Genomic DNA, 25,580 nt, shown 5'->3' with positions numbered 1-25,580 from the left:
TATTTTACTTCGGACTATAAACCGCACAAGGAATAATCATTTCTTCTAAAGAAACACCGCCATGTTGATACGTGTTTTTAAAGTATTTTACAAAATGATTAAAGTTGTTTGGGTATGCAAAAAACAAATCTTCTTTAGCAAAAATAAACGGACTATTCATAGCCACTGTTGGTAAGAATATGTCTTTTGGGTTTCTTACTGCATACACATCTTTTTCTTCGTAAGACAAGCTTTTACCCGTTTTGTAACGTAAGTTAGAACTAATGTTTTTATCACCAATAACTTTTGTTGGGTGTTTACAATTAATGGTTCCGTGATCTGTAGTGATAATTAATTTCTGACCTAAAACTTGTGCTTTTTGAATAATTTCAAACAAAGCAGAATTCTTAAACCAACTTAAAGTTAAGCTTCTATATGCTTTATCATCTCCGGCCAATTCTTTAATTACTTCCATTTCTGTTTTCGAATGTGAAAGCATATCTACAAAATTATAAACTACAGCAGTTAAATCGTTTTGTTTGGTTCCATTATAATTGTCTGCCAATTCTTTTCCGCTTTTTAGCGAAGTAATTTTATAGTATTCATATTTAATATTTAAACTTAAACGTTTAATTTGTGCTGATAAAAACTCGTTTTCAAACAAGTTCATTCCACCTTCATCTGTGTCGTTTTTCCATAAATCAGGATGTCTTTTTTCCATTTCAGAAGGCATCAATCCAGAAAAAATAGCATTTCTAGCATACTGAGTTGCTGTAGGTAAGATAGAGAAATAAGAATATTCTTCATCCTTCTTATAATGATTATTAATTAATGGCTCTAAGATTCTATATTGATCGTACCGCAAATTATCAATCACAACCCATAAAACAGGTTGGTTTTTTTTTAATTCTGGTACCACATAATCTTTAAACAATGTATGAGAAAAAGTAGGTTTGTCATGGGCTGTTAAAAAATCTTCATAATTTTTTTTAATAAATTTAAAAAATTGCGTGTTTGCTTCTTGTTTCTGACTTTCAAGAATACCTAACATTCCAGGATCGCTAATATTTTCTAATTCTAATTCCCAATGCACTAGTTTTTTATAAAGCTCGATCCATTCTTCATAAGAATTTACCATCGCTAAATCCATAGAAATTTTTCTAAACTCTTGCTGATAACTCGAAGTGGTTTTTTCTGAAACCAAACGAGAATGATCTAAATTCTTCTTTAAGCTCAATAAAATCTGATTCGGGTTTACGGGTTTTATTAAATAATCTGCAATTTTAGAACCAATTGCTTCTTCCATAATATATTCCTCTTCACTTTTAGTAATCATAACTACCGGTAAATTGGCTTGTTTTTGTTTGATTTCTGAAAGTGTTTCTAAACCAGTTAAACCCGGCATATTTTCGTCTAAAAAAACAATATCAAAGTTTTTTTCATCTACTAAATTAATTGCATCTGCGCCATTGGTACAAGTAGTAACTTTATAATCTTTACGCTCTAAAAATATAATGTGCGGTTTTAATAATTCAATTTCATCATCTACCCATAGAATTTGTATGCTCATATATTTTGTTTTATTTCTTTAACGTTAAAATTAGGGTTTTGTTATTTTTTTTGCTCCGCTAAAATGATAAAATATTGCCAATTTTACAAATTAAATGGACTACTTGTAAATTTCTGAATTAAATTTATAATTTTACGCTTATAAATATTGTATTTTGCAGGTATACATTGAAAAACTTTTACCTTTTGAAGAAAAAAGCAGCAAACAAACTTAAGATTTTAAATGATCCTATTTACGGATTTATACAAATACCAAACTCTTTAATTTTTGATATTATAGAACATCCTTATTTTCAGCGCTTAAGAAGAATTGCACAAATGGGCTTTTCTAATTTAGTGTATCCTGGAGCTAATCACACTCGTTTTCATCATGCTATTGGTTGCATGCATTTAATGCAAAAAGCCATACGTGTTTTGCGTTTTAAACAAGTTGAAATCTCCAATGAGGAAGAAAATGCTTTGTGCATTGCTATTTTATTGCATGATATTGGTCATGGTGCATTTTCACATGCCTTAGAACATAGTATTGTAAGTGGAGTTAGCCATGAAGAAATTTCTTTAAAATTTATGAAGAAATTAAATGAGGAGTTTAATGGAGAATTAACGTTAGCAATCGAAATTTTTGAAGATAAAAATCCACGTAAATTTTTAGGGCAATTAATTTCTAGTCAGTTAGATATAGACCGCTTAGATTATTTAAAAAGAGATAGTTTTTATACAGGTGTTACAGAAGGAAATATTTCATCAGACAGATTAATTGCCATGATGAATGTTAAGAATGACGAATTGGTTATTGAGCAAAAAGGGATTTATTCCGTAGAAAATTTCTTAATAGCTAGAAGATTAATGTATTGGCAAGTATATTTACATAAAACAGGTTTAGTAGCAGAAAATATTTTAGTAAATATTTTAAAAAGAGCCAAAGAGTTGGCAGAAAAAGGAGTGGAGTTGTATTGTAGTTCTGCTTTAAGATATTTTTTATTTAATCAGATTTCTACCACTAATTTTACAGATGAAACGTTAGAAATGTTTGCTAAATTAGATGATTATGATGTATTGTCTGCCATAAAAGAATGGGTAAATCATGATGATAAGGTGCTCTCATTAATAGCAAAAATGATTGTTGATAGAAAATTATTAAGAATTGAAATTCAACAAGAAGGTTTTAAAGAAGGCTACATCAATAAAAAGAGAGATAAAGCAATTAAAAAATTAAATATTACAGAGAAAGAAGCTAGTTATTTTGTTTTTCATCAAGAAATTAGCAATCAAGCTTACAATTTAAAGTCTCCAATTTATATATTAAATAAAAAGGGTAAAATAAAAGATATTGCAAAAGCATCTGACCAATTAAACTTGCAGGCGCTAACAATACCCGTAGTAAAACACTTTATTTGTTATCCAAAGTAAGATGAGATTAGAGAAAACGGTATAATTTTTATATTTTTGCGCTTGATGAAATTTAAAGCACAACAAATAGCAGATATTTTAGAAGGTGATGTAGTAGGTAATCCTGAAGAAGAAGTATCTAAACTTTCTAAGATTGAAGAAGGAGAAAAAGGATCTCTAACTTTTCTATCGAACCCTAAATATAATTCTTATTTATACACAACAAATGCTTCTGTAGCTATTGTTAATAAGAGTTTTGTTCCAGAAAAGGAAGTGAAAACAACATTGATTAAAGTAGCCGATGCTTACAAAGCTTTTTCTAAGTTATTAGAATTTTATAACGAAGTCAAAAATAATAAAACAGGCAGAGAACAACCTCATTATATTGCTGAATCTTCTAAAATAGGAGAAAACGGATATATTGGTGCGTTTACTTATATAGGAGAAAATGTAGAAATTGGTGATAATGTTAAAATTTATCCAAATTCTTATATTGGAGATAATAGCAAAATTGATGATAATACCGTTATTTTTGCTGGCGTAAAAATATATTCAGATACTCAAATTGGTAAAAACTGTAAAATTCATTCTGGTGCCGTTATTGGTGCAGATGGTTTTGGTTTTGCACCTGATGAAAATGGAGAGTACAAAGCAATTCCGCAAATAGGAAATGTTATTATAGAGGATAATGTAGATATTGGTGCTGCTTCTACAATAGATAGAGCTACTTTAGGGTCTACTATTATTAGAAAAGGTGTTAAATTAGACAATCAAATACAAATAGCTCACAATGTAGAAGTAGGCAGAAACACTGTAATTGCTTCTCAAACAGGTATTTCTGGGTCTACTAAAATTGGTGAAAACTGTATGATTGGTGGTCAAGTAGGTGTTGCAGGCCACATTAAAATAGGAAATAATGTAAAGATTTTAGGTCAAACTGGTATAACGAAAAGCTTAAAGGACGATGAAATGGTCTATGGAACACCAGCTTTTAAAGTACAAGATTTTAATAGAAGTTATGTGCACTTTAAAAATTTACCGAAAATAATATCAAAGATCAATCAACTAGAGAAAGAGTTGAAGGCTCAAATAAAAGAATAATGAGTAAGAAACAAAAAACAATACAAAAAGAAATTAGTTTATCGGGTGTAGGTCTACATACTGGTAAAACTGTAAAAATGACTTTGAAACCTGCACCTATAAATCATGGTTTTGCGTTTAGCAGAGTAGATTTAGAAGGCTCGCCAATAATAGCGGCAAAAGCAGAATATGTTGTAAACACACAGAGAGGTACTAATTTAGAGAAAAACGGAGTACAAATTCAAACTTCAGAGCACGTTTTGGCTGCAGCTGTTGGTTTAGATATAGACAATCTATTAATTGAAATTGATTCTTCTGAACCACCAATAATGGATGGTTCTTCTAAATTTTTTGTGGAAGCTTTAGAGAAAGCAGGAATCGAGGAACAAGATGCCGATATTGAAGAGTATGTAGTAAAAGAAATAATTTCTTACAGAGATGAAGCTACCGGAAGTGAAATCATTTTAATGCCTTCAGAAGAATATCAAATAACAACTATGGTAGATTTTGGTACTAAAATATTAGGTACACAAAATGCTACTTTAGATAAAATGTCTGACTTTAAAGAGGAAATTGCAGATGCTAGAACATTCAGCTTTTTACATGAAATTGAAATGTTACTCGAGAATGATTTAATAAAAGGTGGCGATTTAAATAATGCAATTGTATATGTAGACAAAGAATTGTCTGAAAATACGATGCAAAAATTAAAAGAGGCTTTTAATAAAGAAAATATAGCAGTAAAACCAAACGGAATTTTAGATAACCTAACTTTACATTGGGCAAATGAAGCTGCAAGACATAAATTATTAGATGTTATTGGAGATTTAGCTTTGGTGGGGATTCGAATTAAAGGAAAAGTAATTGCTAATAAACCAGGTCATTTAATTAACACATTATTTGCAAAGAAACTTGCAAAAATTATTAAGGCAGAAAAAAGAAATAATGTTCCTTCTTATGATTTGAATTTACCTCCATTATTAGATATTCATCAAATTATGGAAATTCTTCCTCATAGACCACCATTTTTATTGATTGATAGAATTATAGAACTTTCAGATACACATGTTGTTGGTATGAAGAATGTTACAATGAATGAAAACTTCTTTGTTGGACATTTCCCCGGAGCACCAGTAATGCCAGGTGTTTTACAAGTGGAGGCAATGGCACAATGTGGTGGTGTTTTAGTTTTAAATACAGTTCCAGACCCAGAAAATTATTTAACATATTTCATGAAAATGGACAATGTTAAATTTAAACAAAAAGTTTTACCAGGAGATACTATTATTTTTAAATGTGAGTTAATTTCACCTATAAGAAGAGGAATTTGTCACATGCAAGCGTATGCTTACGCAAACGGAAAACTAGTTGCTGAAGCAGAATTAATGGCTCAAATTGCTAGAAAAAAATAAAATATGAATCAACCATTAGCGTATGTACATCCGCAAGCAAAAATAGCAAGAAATGTAGTAATAGAACCTTTTACTACAATTCATAACAATGTAACCATTGGTTCTGGAACTTGGATTGGTTCTAATGTTACTATTATGGAAGGTGCTAGAATTGGTAAAAATTGTAGAATTTTTCCAGGAGCAGTAATTTCAGGAATTCCACAAGATTTAAAATTTGATGATGAAGAAACTACGGTAGAAATTGGAGATAATGTTACTATACGAGAATGTGTTACTATCAATAGAGGTACTTCAGATAGAATGAAAACTAAAATTGGTGACAATTGTTTGATTATGGCATATTGTCATATTGCACACGATTCTTTTGTTGGTGATAATTGTATTTTTTCAAATAACACAACACTTGCTGGTCATGTAACTATTGGAGACAATGTAGTTTTGGCTGGTATGGTTGCAATACATCAATTTGCATCTGTAGGTAAACACGCATTTGTAACTGGTGGTTCTTTAGTTAGAAAAGATGTTCCGCCTTATGTAAAAGCGGCACGTGAGCCTTTGTCTTATGTTGGTATAAACTCCGTTGGTTTAAGAAGACGAGGATATACCACCGAAAAAATCAGAGAAATTCAGAATATCTACAGAATATTATTTCAAAAAAATTACAACTATACCCAAGCAATAGATATAATTGAAGCTGAAATGGAAGCAACTCCAGAAAGAGATGAGATTATTCAATTCATAAAAGATTCTCATAGAGGAATTATGAAAGGGTATTTTAACTCTAACTAAATTTCAAACAAAATAAATAGAAGTAAAAATTACAATAATTTTATTAAAATTATTAATTTAATATAAAAACTACAAATGGCAACAACATCAGATATTAGAAACGGATTGTGTATAAAATATAACAACGACATATATAAAGTCGTAGAATTTTTACACGTGAAACCAGGAAAAGGACCTGCTTTTGTAAGAACAAAATTAAAAAGTGTTACCAATGGTAAAGTAATTGATAATACATTTCCTGCTGGAAGAAAGATAGATGACGTAAGAGTAGAAACACATAAGTTTCAGTTTTTGTATCATGATGGTGAGTTCTACCATTTTATGAATGAAGCAGATTACACTCAAATTCGTTTATTGGAGGCTGCTTTAGATAATCCTGGATTGATGAAAGAGGGAGAAATTGTTACGATTATTATTAATTCTGAAGACAATATGCCCCTTTCTGTAGATTTACCAGCAAGTGTAATTTTAGAAGTAACACATGCAGAACCAGGTGTTAAAGGAAATACAGCAACAAATGCAACAAAGCCTGCTACTGTAGAAACAGGAGCATCTGTAAATGTACCTTTGTTTATTAACGAAGGAGATAAAATAAAAGTAGAAACTACAAAAGGAACATATCAAGAACGTATTAAGGAATAATTTCTAATGTCTAAAACTAGAAAAGAAATTAATGAGACTGAAAAGGATTACTGGAATGAAGGTAAATTAGACAGAACAAAAATTAAAAAACTAAGAAGGCATGCTTTTTTTTATTCTTATAAAAGGGAAAAGAAAATATTAAACACCCTTCTAGAAGATTTCAATGGACAAAATGTTCTAGAAATAGGCTCCTATGTTTGGGCAGCCTGGTTTAACGAAAATACGAAACCAGAAAAATTGTCTTGTATTAATATTTCTGAAGTAGAATTAGAAAGTGGTAAAAAGCATGCTGCAACAAAATCTTTTCCAATAGAACATTACCTAATGGATGCTAATGATTTAACCTTTAAAGATGAAACTTTTGATGTTGTTTTTGGTGGTGCAATATTACATCATTTAGATATAGAGAAATCTATCGGGCATATTCACAGAGTTTTAAAGCCAGGAGGAAAAGTTATTTTTCTTGAACCTTTAAATATGAATCCTTTTTATAAGATTTATAGAAAAATGAATCCACAAGAAAGAACACCAGATGAACATGCATTGGTTTCTTCAGATTTTAAAATTATTCGAGATAAATTTACTTTTGATCATTATTTTTTCGATTTTTTTAGTGTCATTTTTGGTTTTATTTCTCTAAAAATATTTGGTGATAAAAATTACGATAATTGGATTAACAAATTTGGTTATAATTTAGATGTTTTTTTCTCTAAAATCTCTTTTTTTCATCCACTTTTTGCAAGAGTAATTATCTACGGAAGTAAAAAATAAGCTTTTATGAAATTCAAAAAAATTCAAAGTCTTAAAGAAATTGCATTATTAATTAATGTTGATTTTATTGGTGACGAAAATTTTGAAATTTTAGGAATTAATGAAATTCACGTTGTAGAAAAAGGGGATATCGTTTTTGTAGATCATCCGAAATATTATGACAAAGCATTAAGTTCTGCAGCAACTACTATATTAATCAATAAAAAAGTAGCTTGTCCAGAAGGGAAATCTTTATTAATTTCTGAAGACCCTTTTCGAGATTTCAACAAAATAACAAAACATTTCAATCCGTTTATTGCATCAAAAGCTAGTATTGCTGTAAGTGCAATAATTGGAGAAGGAACAGTTATTCAGCCAAATGTTTTTATTGGAAATAATGTTATTATAGGTAAGAATTGTGTGGTTCACCCAAATGTTACTATTTATGATAATTCTGTAATAGGAAATAATGTTACCATTCATGCAAATACAGTTTTAGGAGCAGATGCGTTTTATTACAAAAATAGACCAGAAGGATTTGATAAATTGATTTCTGGTGGAAGAGTAGTATTAGAAGATAATGTAGATTTAGGTGCTTCTTGTACCATAGATAAAGGAGTTTCTGGAGATACAACGATCGGAGAAGGAACAAAAATTGACAATCAGGTTCATGTTGGGCATGATACAAAAATTGGAAAAAAGTGTTTAATAGCATCACAAACAGGTATTGCTGGTTGTGTAATTATTGAAGATGAAGTAACTATTTGGGGACAAGTAGGTACAAATAGCGGAATTACAATAGGTAAAGGAGCTGTAATTCTTGGGCAAACAGGTGTTACAAAGTCTGTAGTAGGAGGAAAAAGTTACTTTGGTACTCCGGTTTCAGAATCAAGAGAAAAATTAAAAGAAATGGCAGAAATAAAACGTTTTTTGAAAGAGAGAAAGAATTCTTAAAAAACTTTTTTAGAAAGAAGCAATAAACTATTTTTGCGTAACAAAATAAAATATTAAACCAATGAGTGTTTTAGTAAATAAGAATTCAAAAATTATAGTTCAAGGTTTTACAGGTAGTGAAGGTACTTTTCACGCAGGTCAAATGATTGATTATGGAACGAATGTTGTTGGAGGTGTAACTCCAGGTAAAGGAGGACAAGAGCATTTAGGAAAACCAGTTTTTAATACAGTTAAAGAATCTGTAGATAAAGTTGGCGCAGATACTTCAATTATTTTTGTACCACCAGCTTTTGCTGCAGATGCAATTATGGAAGCTGCAGATGCAGGAATCAAAGTAATTATTTGTATTACGGAAGGAATTCCTACTGCAGATATGGTAAAAGTGAAAGCTTATATTGATACTAGAGATTGTAGATTAGTTGGCCCTAACTGTCCAGGTGTAATTACGCCAGATGAAGCTAAAGTTGGTATTATGCCAGGTTTTATCTTCAAAAAAGGAAAAGTAGGTATTGTTTCTAAATCTGGTACTTTAACATACGAAGCAGCAGACCAAGTTGTAAAACAAGGATATGGAATTACGACTGCCATTGGTATTGGAGGAGATCCTATTATTGGAACTACAACAAAAGAAGCTGTAGAGTTATTAATGAATGATCCAGAAACGGAAGCAATTGTTATGATTGGTGAAATTGGAGGGAATTTAGAAGCTGAAGCTGCACAATGGATTAAAGCTGATGGAAACAGAAAGCCAGTTGTTGGTTTTATTGCAGGTCAAACTGCACCAGCAGGAAGAACAATGGGGCATGCAGGAGCTATTGTTGGTGGAGCTGATGATACAGCACAAGCAAAAATGAAGATTTTAGCAGAAAACGGAATTCACGTGGTGAGTTCACCAGCTAAAATTGGAGAAATGGTAGCGAAGGTTTTAGGTAAAAAATAAAGCATTGTTATTTATTTATAATGAGATAATCTTTTTATAAAATTGATTTTTTTGTTATAAAAACAATGGCAATAACATAAAATTCCCGTGAAAGCGGGAATTTCTTTTTTATATTTGAATATCAACTAAATACTATAATATGAAATTATTAGAAAATAAATCGGCAATAATTACTGGAGCAACAAGAGGAATCGGACGTGAAATTGCGTTAGAATTTGCAAGACAAGGCGCAAATGTTGCTTTCACCTATAGTTCTTCTGTAGATGCTGCAAACGTATTAGAAGAGGAATTAAAATCTTACGGAGTTTCAGCAAAAGGATATCAATCGAACGCAGCAAACTTTGATGCCGCGCAAGAATTAGCAAAAGAAGTTCACAAAGAATTTGGTGCTATTGATATTTTAGTAAATAACGCAGGAATTACAAAAGACAACTTGTTAATGCGTATTTCTGAAGATGATTTTGATAAAGTTATAGAAGTAAACTTAAAATCGGTTTTTAACTTAACAAAAGCAGTAATTAGACCAATGATGAAGCAGCGTTCTGGTTCTATTATTAACATGAGCTCTATTGTTGGTTTAAAAGGAAATGCTGGTCAATCTAATTATGCAGCATCCAAAGCTGGTATTGTTGGTTTTTCTAAATCTGTAGCTTTAGAATTAGGTTCTAGAAATATTAGAAGTAATGTAATTGCTCCTGGTTTTATAGAAACTGAAATGACGGCAAAATTAGATGAAGCAACAGTTCAGTCTTGGCGAGATGGTATTCCTTTAAAAAGAGGAGGGCAACCAATTGATATCGCAAATGCATGTGTATTTTTGGCTTCAGACATGAGTACTTATATTACTGGACAAACATTATCTGTAGATGGCGGAATGTTGACTTAAAAAATAATTACTAATGAAAAAATTGATTAAGTTCTTATTTTCTCCATTAGTGTTATTCTTTTTAATCTATGTATTTTTAATTCAAGGCCTATTTTTACCAGCAAAATTACAGTTTTACAGGTCTTCTGAAAATCATATCTATAGCTATGGAAATTTTATCTCTAGAAGTTTAGTTTATGTAGCTTTTGTATTGTCTTTTTTTTATCCTTTGATTATATGGCTAAAAGAGAAAGAGAATTTTAGAGGGAAATTACTCATCGTTTTTTTGGGAACTTTACCAGCATTATATTATTTTGTTCTTATTTTACTGACAATTCTGAAGAAAATATTAAAATGGAGTATTTAATAAATATATAAAACCTGTAACAATTTAACGTTACAGGTTTTCTTTTTTTAGATAGTTCTTTATATCTTTCACACAAATAAAAAATAATTGCAAACTACAACCATTTTATACATCATAATAGCGCTATTACTAAGTATTGCTGCTGCTTATTTTCAATATTTTTATAAGGCGAAAAGTAAAGCTAAAATCCATATTTTACTTTTTACTCTAAAAACATTTTCGTTGTTTTTATTGATACTTCTATTGATAAATCCGAAAATAAAAACAACGGAATTAGAAAATATAAAACCTACACTATCTGTTTTGGTTGATGATTCTAGTTCAATTCCTTTTTTTAACGAAGAAGAAAATGTTAAAGAATTTATATCTAAACTAAAGACTAATAATAAATTATCGGATAACTTTACTATTGAATTTTTTAATTTTAGTACTAATTTAGAAATTTCTGATAGTTTATCTTTCTTAGGAAATGAAACAAATATCTACAAAGCGCTTACAGCAGTAAATAAATTGAATGATAACAAGAATGCCCCAATTTTATTATTAACAGACGGCAATCAAACCATTGGTAATGATTACGAGTTTATCAACTCTAAACAAACAATTTATCCAGTAGTTTTTGGAGATACTACAAAATATAAAGATTTAAAAGTAAGTCAGGTAAACGTTAACAAATACAGTTATATTAAAAATAAATTTCCTGTAGAAGTCATATTAAATTATGATGGAAACGAAACTGTTCAAACGAGGTTTTCAATTTTTTGTAACCGAAAAATGATATTTTCTAAAAAAGTACAATTTTCGAAAGACGTAAACTCTCAAATAATTACGACAAATTTAACTTCAACAAAAGAAGGTGTTAACTATTATACAGCTTCTATTCAGAAAATAAAAGACGAGAAAAACATCAAAAATAATAGTAAAAATTTCTCTGTAGAAGTTATTGATGAGCAAACAAAGATATTAATTCTTACTGCTGTTTTGCACCCAGATATTGGTGTTTTTAAAAAGGCAATAGAGAGCAATAAACAACGCTCTGTAGAAATTATTATGATTGATAAATTTAAAAATCAATTATCTGATTTTCAGTTAATTATTTTATACCAACCAAATAATAAGTTTAGTGTTGCTTTAAATGAAGTTAAACAATCAAATTCTAATTATTTATTAGTTTCTGGTGCAAATACAGATTGGAGTTTTATAAACAAACAGCAACTCGATTTTTCTAAAAAAAGCATCAATCAGACAGAAAATTATAGTGCAATTTATAATGGATCTTTCTTAACTTTTTTACAAAAAGATATTGGCTTTAATCAATTTCCCCCCTTAAAAGATAAATTTGGAGAAATTGCTTTTTCAAGAGATCATCAAGATTTGTTGCTTCAAAATATAAACGGACTGCAAACACAGCAGCCACTAATTTCTGTATTAGAAAAAAATAATCAGAAAATAGGTGTAATTTTTGGTGAAGGAATCTGGAAATGGAGAGCTTCTAGTTATTTAAATACGAATTCCTTTCAAGATTTTGATCAATTTATAGGAAACTTAATTCAGTATGTTTCTTCCACAAAAAAAAGAAATCGTCTAGAAGTGAATTCAGAAAATTTATATCCTGCCAATGCTGTTATTAATATTTCTGCTTTTTATACAGATAAGAATTATCAGTTTGATGCAAGGGCTTCTTTAGAGATAACTATTACTAATAAAGAAACCAAAGAGGTTACAAAACTCCCTTTATCGTTAATAAACAACGCGTATCAAATAGCAATAGAAAACCTTTCTTCTGGTGAATATGGCTTTAAAGTAGCCGTTTTAGGTCAGAATATTACTAAATATGGTAGCTTTAAAATAACTGATTATCAAATTGAAGAACAATTTACACATGCAAATGTAGCGAAGTTAACAAAATTAGCATCTAAGGCAGGAGGAGAGTTGTTTTATAAAAATGATTCAGAAAAATTAATTAAAAATTTACTTGAAAACAAAGCTTATTATACAATTCAAAAACCAACAGTTAAAGAGCAAAATTTAATAGATTGGAAATTGATTTTATTCTTTATAGTTTCTTTATTAACTGCAGAATGGTTTGTTAGAAAGTATTATGGTAAAATATAATTCTATGAACTATTTTTATACATAACTTCTTTTTAATATTGTACTTATACATTGCGTTTCCTAAAGATATATTGTAAATTTGAATGAATTTAAAATAAAAACAAATGGCAAACAATCAAATGGATATTAAGTTTCCAAAAGGTGGAATTTTCTTTATAATATTAGCAGTAGCTGTATTAATTTTATTCTCTAAATCTACCGTTACAATTGGTCCGGGTGAAGGAGGTGTTCTCTTTGAAACTTTAGGAAGTGGTATTAATACAGAAAAAACATATGGTGAAGGTTTTCACATTGTTGCACCTTGGAATAATATGATTGTAAGAAAAGTGCGTCAGCAATCTATTTCAGATGAAATGAATGTACTTTCTGTTAACGGATTAGAGGTTAAAGTAAATGGAACAATCTGGTACGAACCAGAATTTGCTAATTTAGGTTTCTTAATAAAAACAAAAGGAGAAGATTATGAGCGTGAATTATTAGATCCGGCAATTAATGCAGCAGCAAGAAGTGTTGTTGGGCGTTACACGCCAGAACAGCTTTATTCTAGTAAAAGAGACGTTATTGAGCAAGAAATTTTAGATGAAATTCAAATAGTTTTAAAAGATCAATATCTATTAGTAAAAAGAGTTTTAGTAGAAGATGTGAAATTACCAAGTACTATTAGAATTGCGATTGAAACAAAATTAAAACAAGAGCAAGAGTCTTTAGAGTATGAATTTAGAATTTCTAAAGCTAAGAAAGAGGCTGAAAGACAAAGAATTGATGCAGAAGGTAAGGCAATAGCAAATAAAATTTTAAGTGCTTCTTTAACTGATAAAATTTTACAAGAAAAAGGTATAGATGCAACTTTAGAGTTATCTAAATCACCAAACAGTAAGGTAGTTGTAATTGGTTCGGGTAAAACTGGAATGCCAATTATACTTGGAAACCAATAAGAAATTCAATTTATTAAAGAAAAAAATCCAGCATTTGCTGGATTTTTTTTTGATTAAAAATTTTAAGTCGTTTTGCCAAAGTTTTGTTAAACAAAAAAGAAACTGTAACTAATTAGGTTTTTAATCGTCATATAGATGTAAATAAAGATAGAAGAAGATATTTATAGGACAACATTTAGGACAACATTCATTATTTATAAAAAGATATTAAAAAGCAGGCAAGGTACAATCTAAGACAACAAATATGTTGTACCTATACAGAAGTATAACTATAAATGCATAACAACTGTGTTTATAGTTAGTAATTAGTTAGTTTTTAATAGTTGATTAAGGTCAGAAATGTAAAGTTTCTGGCCTTTTTCAATTTATTAACTTAATTCTTTACAGGGATTTTATTACGCTCTATTTTACCGTTCTTTAAGGCTTTGTAGTTCTCATAACAGTCTAAAACAGCTTCTATCATTTGTAAGTCTGAAGCTTTTTTGATAAAATAGTCAGAATAATTACAATCTGTTAGTAATTCAGAAAGTTCTTGCCTGTCCATATCTAGATATTCCATCATAACTTCTCTGTCAAACTTACCAGCAAGCATTTTACGTAAATCGTCTTCTTTTTTTAGTTTCTGAAGTTTCTTTAACTGCTTTGGTTTCTTTCCGAAAAGATTATATAAAAAATCTACGGGTTGAAACAATGCAGCAATAGGAGAGGAGAAGCTTTTGCTTTTAGGTTTACCAACTTCATAAGTTTGTGGTAAGCCATTTATATGTATTCTGGTAAATCTATCTTTAGGTACTTGCTTTATATCAATTTCTAAAACACCAATTAATTTAGTAGATCTTATAACAACCTCTCTAATTTCCTCTGGTTTTTCATACAACGCAATTTCTAATTCGTTTCCTTTTAATAAATCATTTGTAATTTTTAATTTAATAGAAGAATATCCTAAATATGAAACTAAAATAGTATCATTTAATTTAGTAGGTAGTTCAAAGAAACCTTTGTCATTTGTAATGGTTCCTGTAACTGTGTTTAAGTTTAATACATGCGCAGCACTTAAAGCACTCTTATTTTCTGCATGAATAATCTGCCCTTTTAAAACTTTAATACTTAATGTATCTATCTGAGAAAACGTGCTTAAAGAGGCAAACAAGCACAAAATAATAATCAATTTTTGCATGTTGTAAAATTAATGATAATCTATTATAAATTGGTTAATTATTTGTGAAAGAAGTTAAAAGTTCCCACAATTGTTGTCACGAAACATTACGTACTGGATGTAAAGTGTTTGTTGTGAGTTTAATAGGTACTTAAAAAGTGCGCACGAGAATAGTCAAACCTTTAATTTTGTTTAATACTAATTATTACACAAACACACTGTTTATAGTACATTATGACTGACTTTACAAATGTATTTATTTAACTTAATTCTAATAAATGTAGATATATTAATCATAAACGGGGTTAAATTGGGGGTAATGTATTATATTTGAATAAAATAATATTATGGCTTCAATAAATTATCGTATAAAAACTAAAAGTGATTGGAACTCAATATATATAAGGTTTAAGCCAGGTAATAAAAAAGATTTTGAAATTAATACTGGGCTAAAAGCACCAAAGAATAGATGGAGTACTTCTAAGCAAGAGGTATTATCTACAACTAAGATTAGTTCTACTAAAGTAAATATAAAGCTTAAAGAGTTAAAAACCTTTATTACAAGAGAATTTGAAGATTCAAAAACAGACGGCACTTTAATTACAACAAAATGGCTTAAAGAACAGACTGCAACATTTTTAAATAGAGAAACTAAAAACTCACAAATTGATAATAAAATATTCTTTGTTAATTTTATTGATGATTATATAATAAAGTCTAGAACTAGGAAAACAAAGAAAAATACTCCTGTTGCTAAACGTACAATACAGCATTATGAAACTACAAAACGAAAAGTAGAATCATTAGAAAATAAAATTAATAAAAGATTTAAGATTACTGATATAGATTTAGATTTTCATTCTGATTTTTTATTGCATTTAAGAGACGACCAATACTTAAGAGATAGTACAATCGGTGGTTATATTGATGATATTAAATTATTTATTAGAACAGCAGATAATAAGGGTATTAAAGTAGTTAATGATTATAAATTAAATGAGTTTTTTTCTCCAAGCTATGAAACTGATGATATCTATTTAAATTCAAAAGAGATTAATAAAATTTATGAAACTCAAATTGATAATGAAAAGCTAAGTAACGCCAAAGATTGGCTTATTATTGGTTTATATACGGGTTTGAGAGTATCTGATTTAACTAAACTAACATTAAAAGATATTAATGATGACTTTATATATAAGAAAACTCATAAAACTAAATTTCCTGTTATTATACCAATTCATAAACATGTTAGAGAAATTTTAAACAAAAAGAAAGGTAAGTTTCCAAAGAAAATAAGCGACCAAAAATTTAATGATTACATAAAAGAAGTTTGTAAAATAGCTGGAATTACAGAAGTTGTAGAAGGTGCTAAAATTTGTCCCTTAGAAATTGAAGAAAATGGTAAGAAAAAAATTATACATAGAAAAAAAGATGGTAAGTTTCCTAAATATGAACTTGTTACTAGTCATACTTGTAGAAGAAGTTTTGCTTCTAATTTATATGGTAAGCTAGATACTTTGACAATTATGAACATTACAGGGCATAAAACAGAATCTCAATTTTTAGATTATATAAAAATAACTCCAAAGGAATATGCTATTAAGTTAAAAGGTTATTGGGATAAACATAAGGATTTGTTTGACTAAACCTATTAAAAGCTAATGTTAAAAAAAAAGTAATTTAAAAATTTAATAATTCATCAAAACTTATTTCAAATATTTTTGCAAATTTAATTACTGTAGATAATTTAGGTTCTTGAAGTCCTTTTTCATATTTTCTTACATTTTCTCTATCTATATTCAAAGCTGCACCTACATCCATTTGGCTCATTTTTCTTTCTATACGTAATTCTTTAATTTTTTTACCGAAATTAATTACAACTAAAGGAATCGGTGTTTTACGTTTTCTTGGCATTTAGCAAAGTTGTAAAATTACAGTTGTTTGTAAGGGATTGTATGGAAGGGGTTGTATGCACGCATTTTATTTTTATATTTGATAAAATTTAAAAAAAAATATTTATGAAAAAATTAATTGCTTATACATTACTGTCAACTTTACTTGCTTGTGGTTCTGTTACTAGAACTGTTTTTGGTACAACTGAAAAAAATCTTATTAAAACTGTTGCTATTGAACAAAATTGCTCGAAAGAAAAAATTAAGATTATTGATAAAATAAAAGGTTTACACGGTGCAACATATTCTTTAGACGTTTGTGGAAAACGTATCGTTTATAAACAAGTTGGTTCTGTTTTTATGGAATCTTCAAAGGCAGACAAAATGGTTAAAGACTTTTCTAATTAATTACACTAACTTATGGAAAGCCGTAAGGTTTTGAATATTAAAAGAAGTTAATTTGCAATTAAACCTAAATTATGAAAAAAAATACACTCCTTTTTTGCTTCGCTTTATTATTTATTAATTGCTCATCTTCAGATGATGACTTACAAAATTCGAACTCTATAAATCCTCCTAGTTGGATTCAGGGTACTTGGCTAATAGAAGGAGTAACTACAAACTCTGGTTTTAGATTTTCAAATAATGATTTCTGCTTGGTTATATTAACTGGTCAAAGTTGCTTTAAGGAACAATTAAATCAACTGAATAAATCAGGAGCAACAACAAAAGTAAATGAAATGACTGTAAACAATAGTTATAATATTGATATAACTTTAAGTAACCAAATTGTAACTTATGAATTTAAACAAATTTCAGCTACTAAAATAGAATGGATTAACGACCCTTTAGGTGATTTGGCTGAAACTATTTACAAAAAACAATAAAACCAATTTTTATGTCAATAGGTGTAGTTTTAGTCGGAATAATATTTTTTGGTTTAGTGGTTAATAATTTAATAAAGGATAATAAACCTTATGATGATATACCAAAAAAGCAAAATCAGCAATCAAATCGTATTGTTTTTAACGAAAGAGAATCAAAACCTTTTACTAATAGAGATATTAAAGAATTTGAAGATATGATGGAAAAAAGTTTTTATAGAAATATTAATTATACTATAAAACAAATTCCAAGTAATTCAGTAGACAATCCTCAGGCGATATCATTGGCTATTGAAGTTGCTATAGGTAGTACTTATAAATCCTTAAAGGAAAAGTTATTAAATGATCCTCAAGTTAATTCTGTATTATCTAACCAACAAGTTATTAATAGTCTAAATAAAGTGAGAGATAGAGTTCTTCTAAAACACTTTTAATTATTTAGTACTTAATTTTAATCTATAAAAGGTTTTATAATAAATTTGAATAGTATGAGTTGTATTTATTATAAATTTATTTAAAAAAAAAATTATGATTATTGTATTAAGTATTGCTTGTGCGATTATTTGTTTAGTTTTATATAACCTATATTTTAATATTAAATACTCTGAAGGAGATAGAATGATGATGCAACGTGAAATAGAGGTTAAAAAATTAAATAAACAAATTAATAATTTGGCAAGTAATAGTTATTTGAAAGACATTAACTATAATCAAAATTTTTCTAAAAGCGAAATTTCTAAATCTATCAAAATAAATACTTTTTATGCATTCACTTCAACATTAGATAAAATCGAACATAATACTAAATGTGTCTTTTATCATCATAAATTTGAAGATGGAACTAGTGAGATTGTCATTAATATTTCGGGTCAAACTATTATGAAATTTAATTTAATTAAAGAACCACATGAATTAGGTGAAAAAGTTTTTTTCATGATGTCAGTTACAGAAGGTGATATTGAAGGTATTAATATGCTTATGTCAGATAATTCAGCTCATATTACTTTTCCAGATGGAAATATAATTACGTTTTTAAGTAAGGAATTTATAAAATAAAAATATGGAATTAAGTTTTTTTAATTCTAAAAAAAAATCAAATGTTTTTTTGAAATTCAGTAAAGTTGCTGATATTGAAAAAGGTGGATTTACTAATTTAGAAATAAATGATTTAGAGTTTAAGGAAAGTAAAATAATTGTAAAACGGAGTACAAATCTTGTAAGCGATGTTTTATATTTTACTAGAGACAATCAATATGAAACCAAATCAAGTAATAGCTTCAGTTTTTTTGGAAATGATTCAATTATAGTTGAACCATATATTTCAGATGGGCAATATTCTAACTCAATATGTGAAATGAAATTCGATTTAATAGAGTTAGTTACATTTAAGGATGGTTTTTATACATACGATTTAAAGCAAAAAATTGTTGTAGAGACGTCATCTAGAAAATACATTTATAAGGTTAAAAAGATTTATCTCATTACTAATATGGAAGTTGCTTATTTAATCTATCCAAATGGTATGGGGCGAATTTATAAAAAATAAAAAATGGATTTAGTCTTTCAATTTTGTGTTGACTTATTGAGGTATTTTGCAAACTTAATTGGCATATCATACCAAAAAATAAATGTTTGGTTATTTGTAATAATTCATCCAATAATAACTGTTTATTTCTTTTATTTATATAGAAAATATAAAAAATTAAGTCAAAATAAAATAAACTCATAAGGAAAGAGGCATTGTCGATAAAACTACGACCTAAATTTCTATTATTCCATTTTTAAGAGAGCAGTAAGGGTTAAGATATTTAATTATTATTATTATAAATAATATTATCAATTTAATATTCTATATTTCTTAATATATAAGACTAATTGTAAGTTATATATTTACAAACAATTAGTCTTAAGTATTTTTAAGCAACATCTTTTAATATCTCAATATCAGAATTCATTAATTCCTTATACTTTTCTGTCAGAAGATATTTTAATTGCATCTTTTTTTTGAGCAGAGAATTAGATTTAAGAAAATTTTCAAAATCATTTTTAAATTTGAATTTTGTCTTTTTATTTTTATTAATTCTTTTCCAGTAATTTGGGTTTATTCCATTTTGATATAATATCATTTCATCCATTCTATCTGTGTTTTTTAAGCATAACCTATCAACTATTAATAATTTATCAAAGTGCTCTAAAAGCTTATTAAAAAGTAGTTGAAATCTATTTCTATCTAGGTCATTAAGGTTATATATTTTAAAATGCTTTTTCAAATACCTAGACCCAATAATTTTTAATTCGATACGTAATAAATTTCTATCTTTTATAGAGTTTTGTTTTGACTTATTGTAGATTTTTAGACTATAATCAGTGGTCTTATATTCTATATAATCACCTTTACCACGAAATTTATCATTCCGATTAGGTAATTTATAATCATACATTAAAATATGATTGTCAATTAATTCTTGAGGATCTTCTTCGATTTCAATATTTAAGCCAAACTCTAAATTTGTAACATCAGTTTCACAATACTCAATATCAAATGAATTTTGTAAATGGTATAGAGCAAGTTTAAAATCACGATAACTAAAATCATTGTAATTTTGATTTCCTAACTTTTTGATTATGTTATAATATTTATGAATACTACCTTTTAAGGATGCTCTATTATTTGTAATATTGATAAATATAGATTCATTATAATATGCTGTTTGTTTATCTGAAATCACTGCTGTTTCTGTATTTACAGTTGTTCTTAAATCTACTTTATCTGAATTTTTGATAGTTTCAATGAATTTATCTTTTTTAACTATATAATATTTTAATAAATCTATCATTACGCTACATTGTTTAAAAGGTTATTTAAATCTTTTTTTGAGTAGTAAACTCTTCTACCAATTTTTTGTTTAATTTTTAAAGTTCCTTCGTTGTTAAATTTCCATAATGTTGGATAACTAACTTTTAGAATGTTTTTAACTTCCTCCCGTGTAAGTATGTCATCCTCAGGGTTTGAAACATTATTTAGTGAAATAATTTTAGCGCTGTTTTTTTGCTGTTGAGGAATAACCGATTTAACTGCATTTGTAATCATTTCTTTAAAATCTTCCATTGATAATTGAAAGCATTGCACAAATTGTTTTTCTTGTTGGTTTACGACCATTGTTCTATTGTTTTTCATTATGTCGATAAGTTTATCCTATCGTTCTTGAATGCAAATATTGGAACATTTCTTAATTCAACTTTTAGTCTGGACTAAATATAAATCACTCTCAAAAGAGCCAATTAATTTAGTATAAGGGTATTGGTGCACTAAAAAAAATATTTTAAATAATACCAAATAGACTAAATAGAGACTAAACTTTTTTTGAGAGTTAAAGAGGTGTTAAATTCTATAAATATTTTTAGGAAAATTTATAAGTAGAGTTTATTGTGTTTTTAAGAAAATAATATTGATGTTTATTTTTCTTGTTTTCTTGTAATTGTCTTTTATCTGGAGCATCTATATTATTACTAATGTGAAAATTATATAATCTTCTTAAAAGAGATACTCCATCTTTACTTTTTTTAAATTCTTTTTTGAAAAGGTTCTTTGCTTCACAATAATTATAGAATCTAATAAAACTTGAAGGATTTTTTAACCATTCATTTTTATCTTTACTTAAAAATTCATTATCAATTAGTTTCAACTCGTATTCTTCAAATATTTTTTGCTCTTTCAAACCGATAAATAAATAATGTGATAAAGCATCATTTGAAGTTGTTTTAATAACTTTTTCATTTAATGAAGCTTCTTTTTTATCAAATAACTCTGGAAATATATCTTTAAAATAAGAGGTAACACCATCTAACATAACTTCATTAAATCGTATAAAAATCTCTATTACCGTTTTTTGAATTTCATTTAAAGGCTCATTTTTGTGTGAACTATATGTAATGTTTTCTAATGAGTTTTTACTTCCTTTTAAGGTTTGTAAAATTTTTCTAATTTTTAACTTTTTACCACCATCCCCTTCGGTTTCTTGAACCCATTCAATTGCAGAAGGAAGAAATGCTTTATTATAGTGAAAGTTTAACAACCAATCGTCATCATACCTTTGTAAAAGTTCATCTAAAGGGAATTCATCTTCAAAATCTTCATAATTTAATCTTGTAAAACATAAACTATAACCTTGTTCTTCTTTATCTAAATAATCTTTAGTACTTATTTCTTCTTCTTCACATTTATTTTCACTTACTCGAAAAACTTCATAAGAATAACGTTTAGCTTTACCTACATCCCAAATATCTATTGCATTACTTGACTTGATTTTATCAACCTCTCTTAAAACAAACTCATCAACATCATAAATGCTAAACAATAGATAGTTTTTAATTAATTCTTGGTTAAAAAATTCAGTATCAGTCATAAATTATTTAAAGAAATTTTAATTTGAGTGTATCAATTACAAATATATAAAAACCTTGAATAGAATCGATGTACCATAAAACCCAATAAATTGGCTAATTTAGAATGATGGAAATTTATAAACAATGTTGTTAAAATTTACCTTACGCGCATGTATACCTTTTTTGTATATAAATGTTTTATTAATAATTATTACTTTTAATTGAATAGAGTGGGGTATATGCTCTTTTTTGAATAACAAAGTACTTCACTATAATTATTGATTTTTATATTTAATATATTTTTAAAAAAAAATATTTGAGCGCCCATCTATTATACCACCACCTAGTTGTTAATATATATAATAGACTTTTTTGAGGTGTTCCCCGTGTCTTAAATTATAAGCTCTTAATTACATGAACATAACCTTGATAAAAAAATGAGTTTTAAAAAGTATTAATTCTATAGAGTTAAAATAGGTTAAGGTTATAAAAGTGGGGTGTTTATGGGGGTAAAAATTAAATAATAAACAGGTATTTCGCTTATTATTAGTTTATTGAGTAAATTAAAAGTGCGCACGAGAAGACTCGAACTTCCACGAACTTGCGTTCACAGCCCCCTCAAGGCTGCGCGTCTACCAATTTCGCCACGTGCGCAAATTATATTAAAAAAAAAAGTTAAGCCTATTAAGCTTAACTTTTTGTGACCGGGCTGGGGCTCGAACCCAGGACCCTCTCCTTAAAAGGGAGATGCTCTACCAACTGAGCTACCAGGTCTTTTTCTTAAATCGACTGCAAATATACTATCAAACATTGGAACTATTAGCATAAAATTGATTTTTTTTTATCGATATTTGTAAAAAACAAAAAAAAAATGAAAATTATACTCTTAGGCTACATGGCTTCAGGAAAATCTACTATAGGTAAAGAGGTTTCTAAAAAGCTGTGTATGAATTTTATAGACTTAGATGATTATATTTCTGAGCAAGAAAAAATGAGTATTTCAGAAATCTTCAAAATCAAAGGAGAAATTTATTTTAGACGAATTGAGAACACCTATTTACAAGAAATTCTAAATTCTAAAGGTAATTTTGTGCTTTCTTTAGGAGGAGGAACACCTTGTTATGCCAATAATATGGAATTAATAAATAATTCTGAAGCAAAATCTATTTATATAAAAGCAAGCATATCTACTTTAGTTACTAGATTAATAAAAGAAAAAAGTAAAAGACCTTTAGTAGCTAGCTTAGAAAATGAAAAAATAACAGAATTTGTGGCAAAACATCTTTTTGAAAGAAGGTTTTTCTATGAACAAGCTGAAATTGTTATGAACACAGAAGACAAGTCTATTGAAGAGATTGTAAAAGAAACGATAATTATACTACACTAAATAAGCAATGGCTCCTTTTTCATTAAATTCTACTTGTACATGCTCTTTTATTGATGTTGATAAAGAAATACCTTTAAAATCTGCTTTTACAGGGTATTTTTTATGATTTCTATTAACCAATACTGCCGTTTTAAATCTTTTTAATGGGACTTCTAAAAAGTGTTTAATTCCGTAAATTAGAGTGGTGCCAGAATTTAGAACATCATCAACTAAAATTAATGGTTTGTTTTTATAGGCATCAACAGAAATAGACGTAGTTATTGGTAACAATGGTTTTTTCTTATTAACAACTACTTCACAAAGGGTAACTTTTATAGTTGAAATTTCTTCTAAAACTGCTGCTATTCTTTTCGAAAACGTAAATCCGTTACCAATAATACCAGCAATAACAACTTCTTTTTCAGAACTATTGCTTTCGTAAATTTGATACGCTATTCTTTTTATTTTCTGATTTATTTGAGTATTGTCTAATATAATGTTGTTTTCTGCAATCATAAATCTTCCGTTGTATCTTCTTGATAATTATCTAAATCTCTTCTATCTTTTTTGGTTGGCCTTCCAATACCTTTCTTTCTATAATGATCTTTGGCAAATTTTAAAAGTTCTGTTTTCTCAAACTCTTCTTTTGGTGTAACATCTTTTCTATATTGATCTACCAATTTAGCACCAACTCTACTTTCTGGTAAATCTAAAGCTTTTATTTGGTAATTAATCTGATTTTTTCGAACGACGATTAATTCCCCTCCAAAAATTTCTCGAGAAGGCTTTACACTTTTTGCGTCTATCTTAACTTGCCCTTTTTTACAGGCTGTTGTTGCTATAGTTCTCGTTTTAAAAACGCGAATACACCATAAATATTTATCAATTCTCATAAAAAAAGTTAAAATATAATGTTTGTCTTTTTACAAAGGTATAAAAATGGTAAATTGCAGGCTTAAATTTTAAGATTAAATGAACAAAATAAAAAATATTTTTTTGCTGCTTTTATTAGGAATAGGTGTAATATACTCTTGTGATGATGATAATAACGGTTTTGTAAACCCATTTGCGAACATTAATTACGAAGAATTAGCTATTTCTGATAACGATTCGATTGTAAAGTTTTTAAAAAACAACTACTATGATGTTTCGTTAGATTCTGTAAAAACGTTGGTTTCTGGTAAAACGTCTTTATTTGATGATACAGATAATTTAAAATCTATGAAAATTATAGATAATGATATAGAACATACGTTATATGTATATACGAGAAAAGAGGGAATGCCTAATCCTGTAAAAGAAAACCCTACAGTAATGGATTCTGTTTATGTAAAGTATTCGGGGCAAGCTTTAATGAATACAGAACTTTTAACTTCTAACTTTGATAAAAATGACACTGGAGTTTGGTTTACCTTAAATGCAGTTATTAAAGGATGGACTTATGGTTTTACAAGAATGAAAGGTGGAGAATTAGAAAAAGAGGCTAACGGAGATCCTATAAACGGACCAATTAACTACTTAAATACTGGTAAAGGTATTTTATTTATTCCTTCTGGTTTGGCGTACCCTTCAAGTAACACAAACAACTTTAACAGTAATCTTGTGAACACAAATTTAATGTTCTATATAGAGTTATTAGATTTAGTAGAAGATACAGATCATGATAATGATGGTACAGCTTCTATAGATGAAGATGCAGATGGTGATGGAGATCCTACAAATGATTTTAGTGACAAAAGAAATCCTGGTTTACCAGATTACTTAAACCCTAGCATAAAATAAAAGAATATTTTTTATACTAAAGACTCTTGAGAAATCAAGAGTTTTTTTTATTGTAAATATTATTGTTTACAAAAACAATAATATTCTGATATACAATTATGTTAAATTCTATTCTTGAAGTTAAGTAGCGTAAAACTTATTTCCCTGCAAAGACAAATTATAGTTCCTCATAATTAATATTAAGCATACTTTATAGTATTTGTAAACGAATCACCAATATATATCTTGTAATTATTTTTAAGTGATGTAAGCAACTCTAAATTGCGTTATTTCGGGTCTTGTAATTAAATAGAAAGGCATTTTTTAGTATAAAAAAAGGCTCTTGAGA

General features: G+C 28.0%; 28 protein-coding genes and 2 tRNA genes. 20 read left to right on the top strand and 10 right to left on the bottom strand.

Annotation, left to right across the window (positions count from 1 at the left end; translation table 11 throughout):
• Positions 1-4: 4 nt before the first annotated feature.
• Positions 5-1,549, bottom strand: coding sequence for a bifunctional response regulator/alkaline phosphatase family protein (locus tag CW731_RS03290; RefSeq protein ID WP_100945387.1), 1,545 nt, complete (start codon positions 1,547-1,549; stop codon positions 5-7).
• 185 nt (positions 1,550-1,734) lie between these two features.
• On the opposite strand from CW731_RS03290, the gene CW731_RS03285 reads away from it, so the two are divergent.
• The 12 genes from CW731_RS03285 (at position 1,735) to CW731_RS03230 (ending at position 13,786) form a co-directional block, all read left to right on the top strand.
• Complete coding sequence (locus tag CW731_RS03285) at positions 1,735-2,958, top strand: HD domain-containing protein (RefSeq protein ID WP_232734712.1); 1,224 nt, start codon at positions 1,735-1,737, stop codon at positions 2,956-2,958.
• Between the two features lie 45 nt (positions 2,959-3,003).
• Positions 3,004-4,038 carry a UDP-3-O-(3-hydroxymyristoyl)glucosamine N-acyltransferase gene (gene lpxD / locus CW731_RS03280; RefSeq protein ID WP_100945385.1) on the top strand — a complete coding sequence of 345 codons (1,035 nt, stop codon included), beginning with the start codon at positions 3,004-3,006 and terminating at the stop codon, positions 4,036-4,038.
• Positions 4,038-5,429 (top strand): bifunctional UDP-3-O-[3-hydroxymyristoyl] N-acetylglucosamine deacetylase/3-hydroxyacyl-ACP dehydratase, encoded by a 1,392-nt coding sequence (locus CW731_RS03275; protein ID WP_100945384.1) that lies wholly within the window; start codon positions 4,038-4,040, stop codon positions 5,427-5,429. Before lpxD ends, CW731_RS03275 begins: the two co-directional genes overlap by 1 nt.
• A gap of 3 nt (positions 5,430-5,432) precedes the next feature.
• On the top strand, positions 5,433-6,218 hold the full coding sequence (lpxA, locus tag CW731_RS03270) for an acyl-ACP--UDP-N-acetylglucosamine O-acyltransferase (protein WP_100945383.1): 786 nt from the start codon (positions 5,433-5,435) through the stop codon (positions 6,216-6,218).
• Between the two features lie 75 nt (positions 6,219-6,293).
• Positions 6,294-6,860 carry an elongation factor P gene (gene efp / locus CW731_RS03265; RefSeq protein WP_100945382.1) on the top strand — a complete coding sequence of 189 codons (567 nt, stop codon included), beginning with the start codon at positions 6,294-6,296 and terminating at the stop codon, positions 6,858-6,860.
• A gap of 6 nt (positions 6,861-6,866) precedes the next feature.
• Positions 6,867-7,631, top strand: a complete 765-nt coding sequence (locus CW731_RS03260) for a class I SAM-dependent methyltransferase (protein ID WP_100945381.1) — start codon at positions 6,867-6,869, stop codon at positions 7,629-7,631.
• Between the two features lie 6 nt (positions 7,632-7,637).
• Positions 7,638-8,564 carry a UDP-3-O-(3-hydroxymyristoyl)glucosamine N-acyltransferase gene (locus tag CW731_RS03255; RefSeq protein ID WP_100945380.1) on the top strand — a complete coding sequence of 309 codons (927 nt, stop codon included), beginning with the start codon at positions 7,638-7,640 and terminating at the stop codon, positions 8,562-8,564.
• A 61-nt stretch (positions 8,565-8,625) separates the two neighbouring features.
• Positions 8,626-9,504, top strand: a complete 879-nt coding sequence (sucD, locus tag CW731_RS03250) for a succinate--CoA ligase subunit alpha (protein WP_100945379.1) — start codon at positions 8,626-8,628, stop codon at positions 9,502-9,504.
• Between the two features lie 139 nt (positions 9,505-9,643).
• The gene (gene fabG, locus CW731_RS03245; protein ID WP_100945378.1) at positions 9,644-10,390 is read left to right on the top strand and encodes a 3-oxoacyl-[acyl-carrier-protein] reductase; all 747 of its coding nucleotides are present in this window, start codon (positions 9,644-9,646) and stop codon (positions 10,388-10,390) included.
• Positions 10,391-10,403: 13 nt separating this feature from the next.
• Positions 10,404-10,736 (top strand): hypothetical protein, encoded by a 333-nt coding sequence (locus CW731_RS03240; RefSeq protein WP_100945377.1) that lies wholly within the window; start codon positions 10,404-10,406, stop codon positions 10,734-10,736.
• An 87-nt stretch (positions 10,737-10,823) separates the two neighbouring features.
• Complete coding sequence (locus tag CW731_RS03235; protein ID WP_232734711.1) at positions 10,824-12,851, top strand: VWA domain-containing protein; 2,028 nt, start codon at positions 10,824-10,826, stop codon at positions 12,849-12,851.
• Between the two features lie 104 nt (positions 12,852-12,955).
• The gene (locus CW731_RS03230; protein ID WP_100945376.1) at positions 12,956-13,786 is read left to right on the top strand and encodes a prohibitin family protein; all 831 of its coding nucleotides are present in this window, start codon (positions 12,956-12,958) and stop codon (positions 13,784-13,786) included.
• 373 nt (positions 13,787-14,159) lie between these two features.
• On the opposite strand, the gene CW731_RS03225 is transcribed toward CW731_RS03230, so the two are convergent.
• Positions 14,160-14,963, bottom strand: coding sequence for a carboxypeptidase-like regulatory domain-containing protein (locus CW731_RS03225; protein ID WP_100945375.1), 804 nt, complete (start codon positions 14,961-14,963; stop codon positions 14,160-14,162).
• A 326-nt stretch (positions 14,964-15,289) separates the two neighbouring features.
• Here CW731_RS03225 and CW731_RS03220 point away from each other — a divergent pair, with 326 nt between their 5' ends.
• Positions 15,290-16,588, top strand: a complete 1,299-nt coding sequence (locus tag CW731_RS03220; protein ID WP_100945374.1) for a tyrosine-type recombinase/integrase — start codon at positions 15,290-15,292, stop codon at positions 16,586-16,588.
• 34 nt (positions 16,589-16,622) lie between these two features.
• Here the strand turns inward: CW731_RS03220 and CW731_RS03215 are convergent, their stop codons facing one another.
• Positions 16,623-16,856, bottom strand: a complete 234-nt coding sequence (locus tag CW731_RS03215) for a helix-turn-helix domain-containing protein (protein ID WP_100945373.1) — start codon at positions 16,854-16,856, stop codon at positions 16,623-16,625.
• A 104-nt stretch (positions 16,857-16,960) separates the two neighbouring features.
• Between CW731_RS03215 and CW731_RS03210 the strand changes: the two genes are divergently transcribed.
• The 5 genes from CW731_RS03210 (at position 16,961) to CW731_RS03190 (ending at position 19,264) form a co-directional block, all read left to right on the top strand.
• Positions 16,961-17,242 carry a hypothetical protein gene (locus tag CW731_RS03210; protein ID WP_100945372.1) on the top strand — a complete coding sequence of 94 codons (282 nt, stop codon included), beginning with the start codon at positions 16,961-16,963 and terminating at the stop codon, positions 17,240-17,242.
• Between the two features lie 71 nt (positions 17,243-17,313).
• Positions 17,314-17,721, top strand: coding sequence for a hypothetical protein (locus tag CW731_RS03205; protein ID WP_100945371.1), 408 nt, complete (start codon positions 17,314-17,316; stop codon positions 17,719-17,721).
• 11 nt (positions 17,722-17,732) lie between these two features.
• The gene (locus CW731_RS03200) at positions 17,733-18,152 is read left to right on the top strand and encodes a hypothetical protein (RefSeq protein ID WP_100945370.1); all 420 of its coding nucleotides are present in this window, start codon (positions 17,733-17,735) and stop codon (positions 18,150-18,152) included.
• Positions 18,153-18,246: 94 nt separating this feature from the next.
• The gene (locus tag CW731_RS03195; protein WP_100945369.1) at positions 18,247-18,774 is read left to right on the top strand and encodes a hypothetical protein; all 528 of its coding nucleotides are present in this window, start codon (positions 18,247-18,249) and stop codon (positions 18,772-18,774) included.
• Between the two features lie 49 nt (positions 18,775-18,823).
• Entirely contained in the window at positions 18,824-19,264 is a 441-nt protein-coding gene (locus tag CW731_RS03190) for a hypothetical protein (protein ID WP_157812179.1), read from the top strand.
• A gap of 370 nt (positions 19,265-19,634) precedes the next feature.
• Here the strand turns inward: CW731_RS03190 and CW731_RS03185 are convergent, their stop codons facing one another.
• The 5 genes from CW731_RS03185 to CW731_RS03165 all read right to left on the bottom strand — a co-directional run bounded on the left by CW731_RS03185 (position 19,635) and on the right by CW731_RS03165 (position 22,878).
• Positions 19,635-20,555, bottom strand: coding sequence for a hypothetical protein (locus tag CW731_RS03185; protein ID WP_100945367.1), 921 nt, complete (start codon positions 20,553-20,555; stop codon positions 19,635-19,637).
• Positions 20,555-20,896, bottom strand: coding sequence for an AlpA family transcriptional regulator (locus tag CW731_RS03180; RefSeq protein ID WP_100945366.1), 342 nt, complete (start codon positions 20,894-20,896; stop codon positions 20,555-20,557). The genes CW731_RS03185 and CW731_RS03180 overlap by 1 nt, the downstream gene beginning before the upstream one ends.
• 223 nt (positions 20,897-21,119) lie before the next feature.
• Positions 21,120-22,124 (bottom strand): hypothetical protein, encoded by a 1,005-nt coding sequence (locus tag CW731_RS03175; RefSeq protein ID WP_100945365.1) that lies wholly within the window; start codon positions 22,122-22,124, stop codon positions 21,120-21,122.
• A gap of 550 nt (positions 22,125-22,674) precedes the next feature.
• Positions 22,675-22,758, bottom strand: a tRNA-Leu gene (locus tag CW731_RS03170).
• Positions 22,759-22,805: 47 nt separating this feature from the next.
• Positions 22,806-22,878: transfer RNA gene (locus tag CW731_RS03165), tRNA-Lys, on the bottom strand.
• Between the two features lie 97 nt (positions 22,879-22,975).
• Here CW731_RS03165 and CW731_RS03160 point away from each other — a divergent pair.
• Positions 22,976-23,491 carry a shikimate kinase gene (locus tag CW731_RS03160; RefSeq protein WP_100945364.1) on the top strand — a complete coding sequence of 172 codons (516 nt, stop codon included), beginning with the start codon at positions 22,976-22,978 and terminating at the stop codon, positions 23,489-23,491.
• Here the strand turns inward: CW731_RS03160 and CW731_RS03155 are convergent.
• Complete coding sequence (locus CW731_RS03155; protein ID WP_100945363.1) at positions 23,483-23,986, bottom strand: phosphoribosyltransferase family protein; 504 nt, start codon at positions 23,984-23,986, stop codon at positions 23,483-23,485. The genes CW731_RS03160 and CW731_RS03155 overlap by 9 nt on opposite strands.
• Positions 23,983-24,363: an RNA-binding S4 domain-containing protein gene (locus CW731_RS03150; RefSeq protein ID WP_100945362.1), complete on the bottom strand. Its 381-nt coding sequence runs from the start codon at positions 24,361-24,363 to the stop codon at positions 23,983-23,985. The genes CW731_RS03155 and CW731_RS03150 overlap by 4 nt, the downstream gene beginning before the upstream one ends.
• A gap of 79 nt (positions 24,364-24,442) precedes the next feature.
• Between CW731_RS03150 and CW731_RS03145 the strand changes: the two genes are divergently transcribed.
• Entirely contained in the window at positions 24,443-25,252 is an 810-nt protein-coding gene (locus CW731_RS03145) for an FKBP-type peptidyl-prolyl cis-trans isomerase (RefSeq protein ID WP_100945361.1), read from the top strand.
• The last annotated feature ends 328 nt before the right edge of the window (positions 25,253-25,580 follow it).

The organism is Polaribacter sp. ALD11 (genome assembly GCF_002831685.1).
In the GTDB taxonomy this organism is placed as follows: domain Bacteria; phylum Bacteroidota; class Bacteroidia; order Flavobacteriales; family Flavobacteriaceae; genus Polaribacter.
The sequence above is the reverse complement of the archived record's forward strand: the minus strand, read 5'-3'. Positions and strand labels throughout refer to the sequence as shown.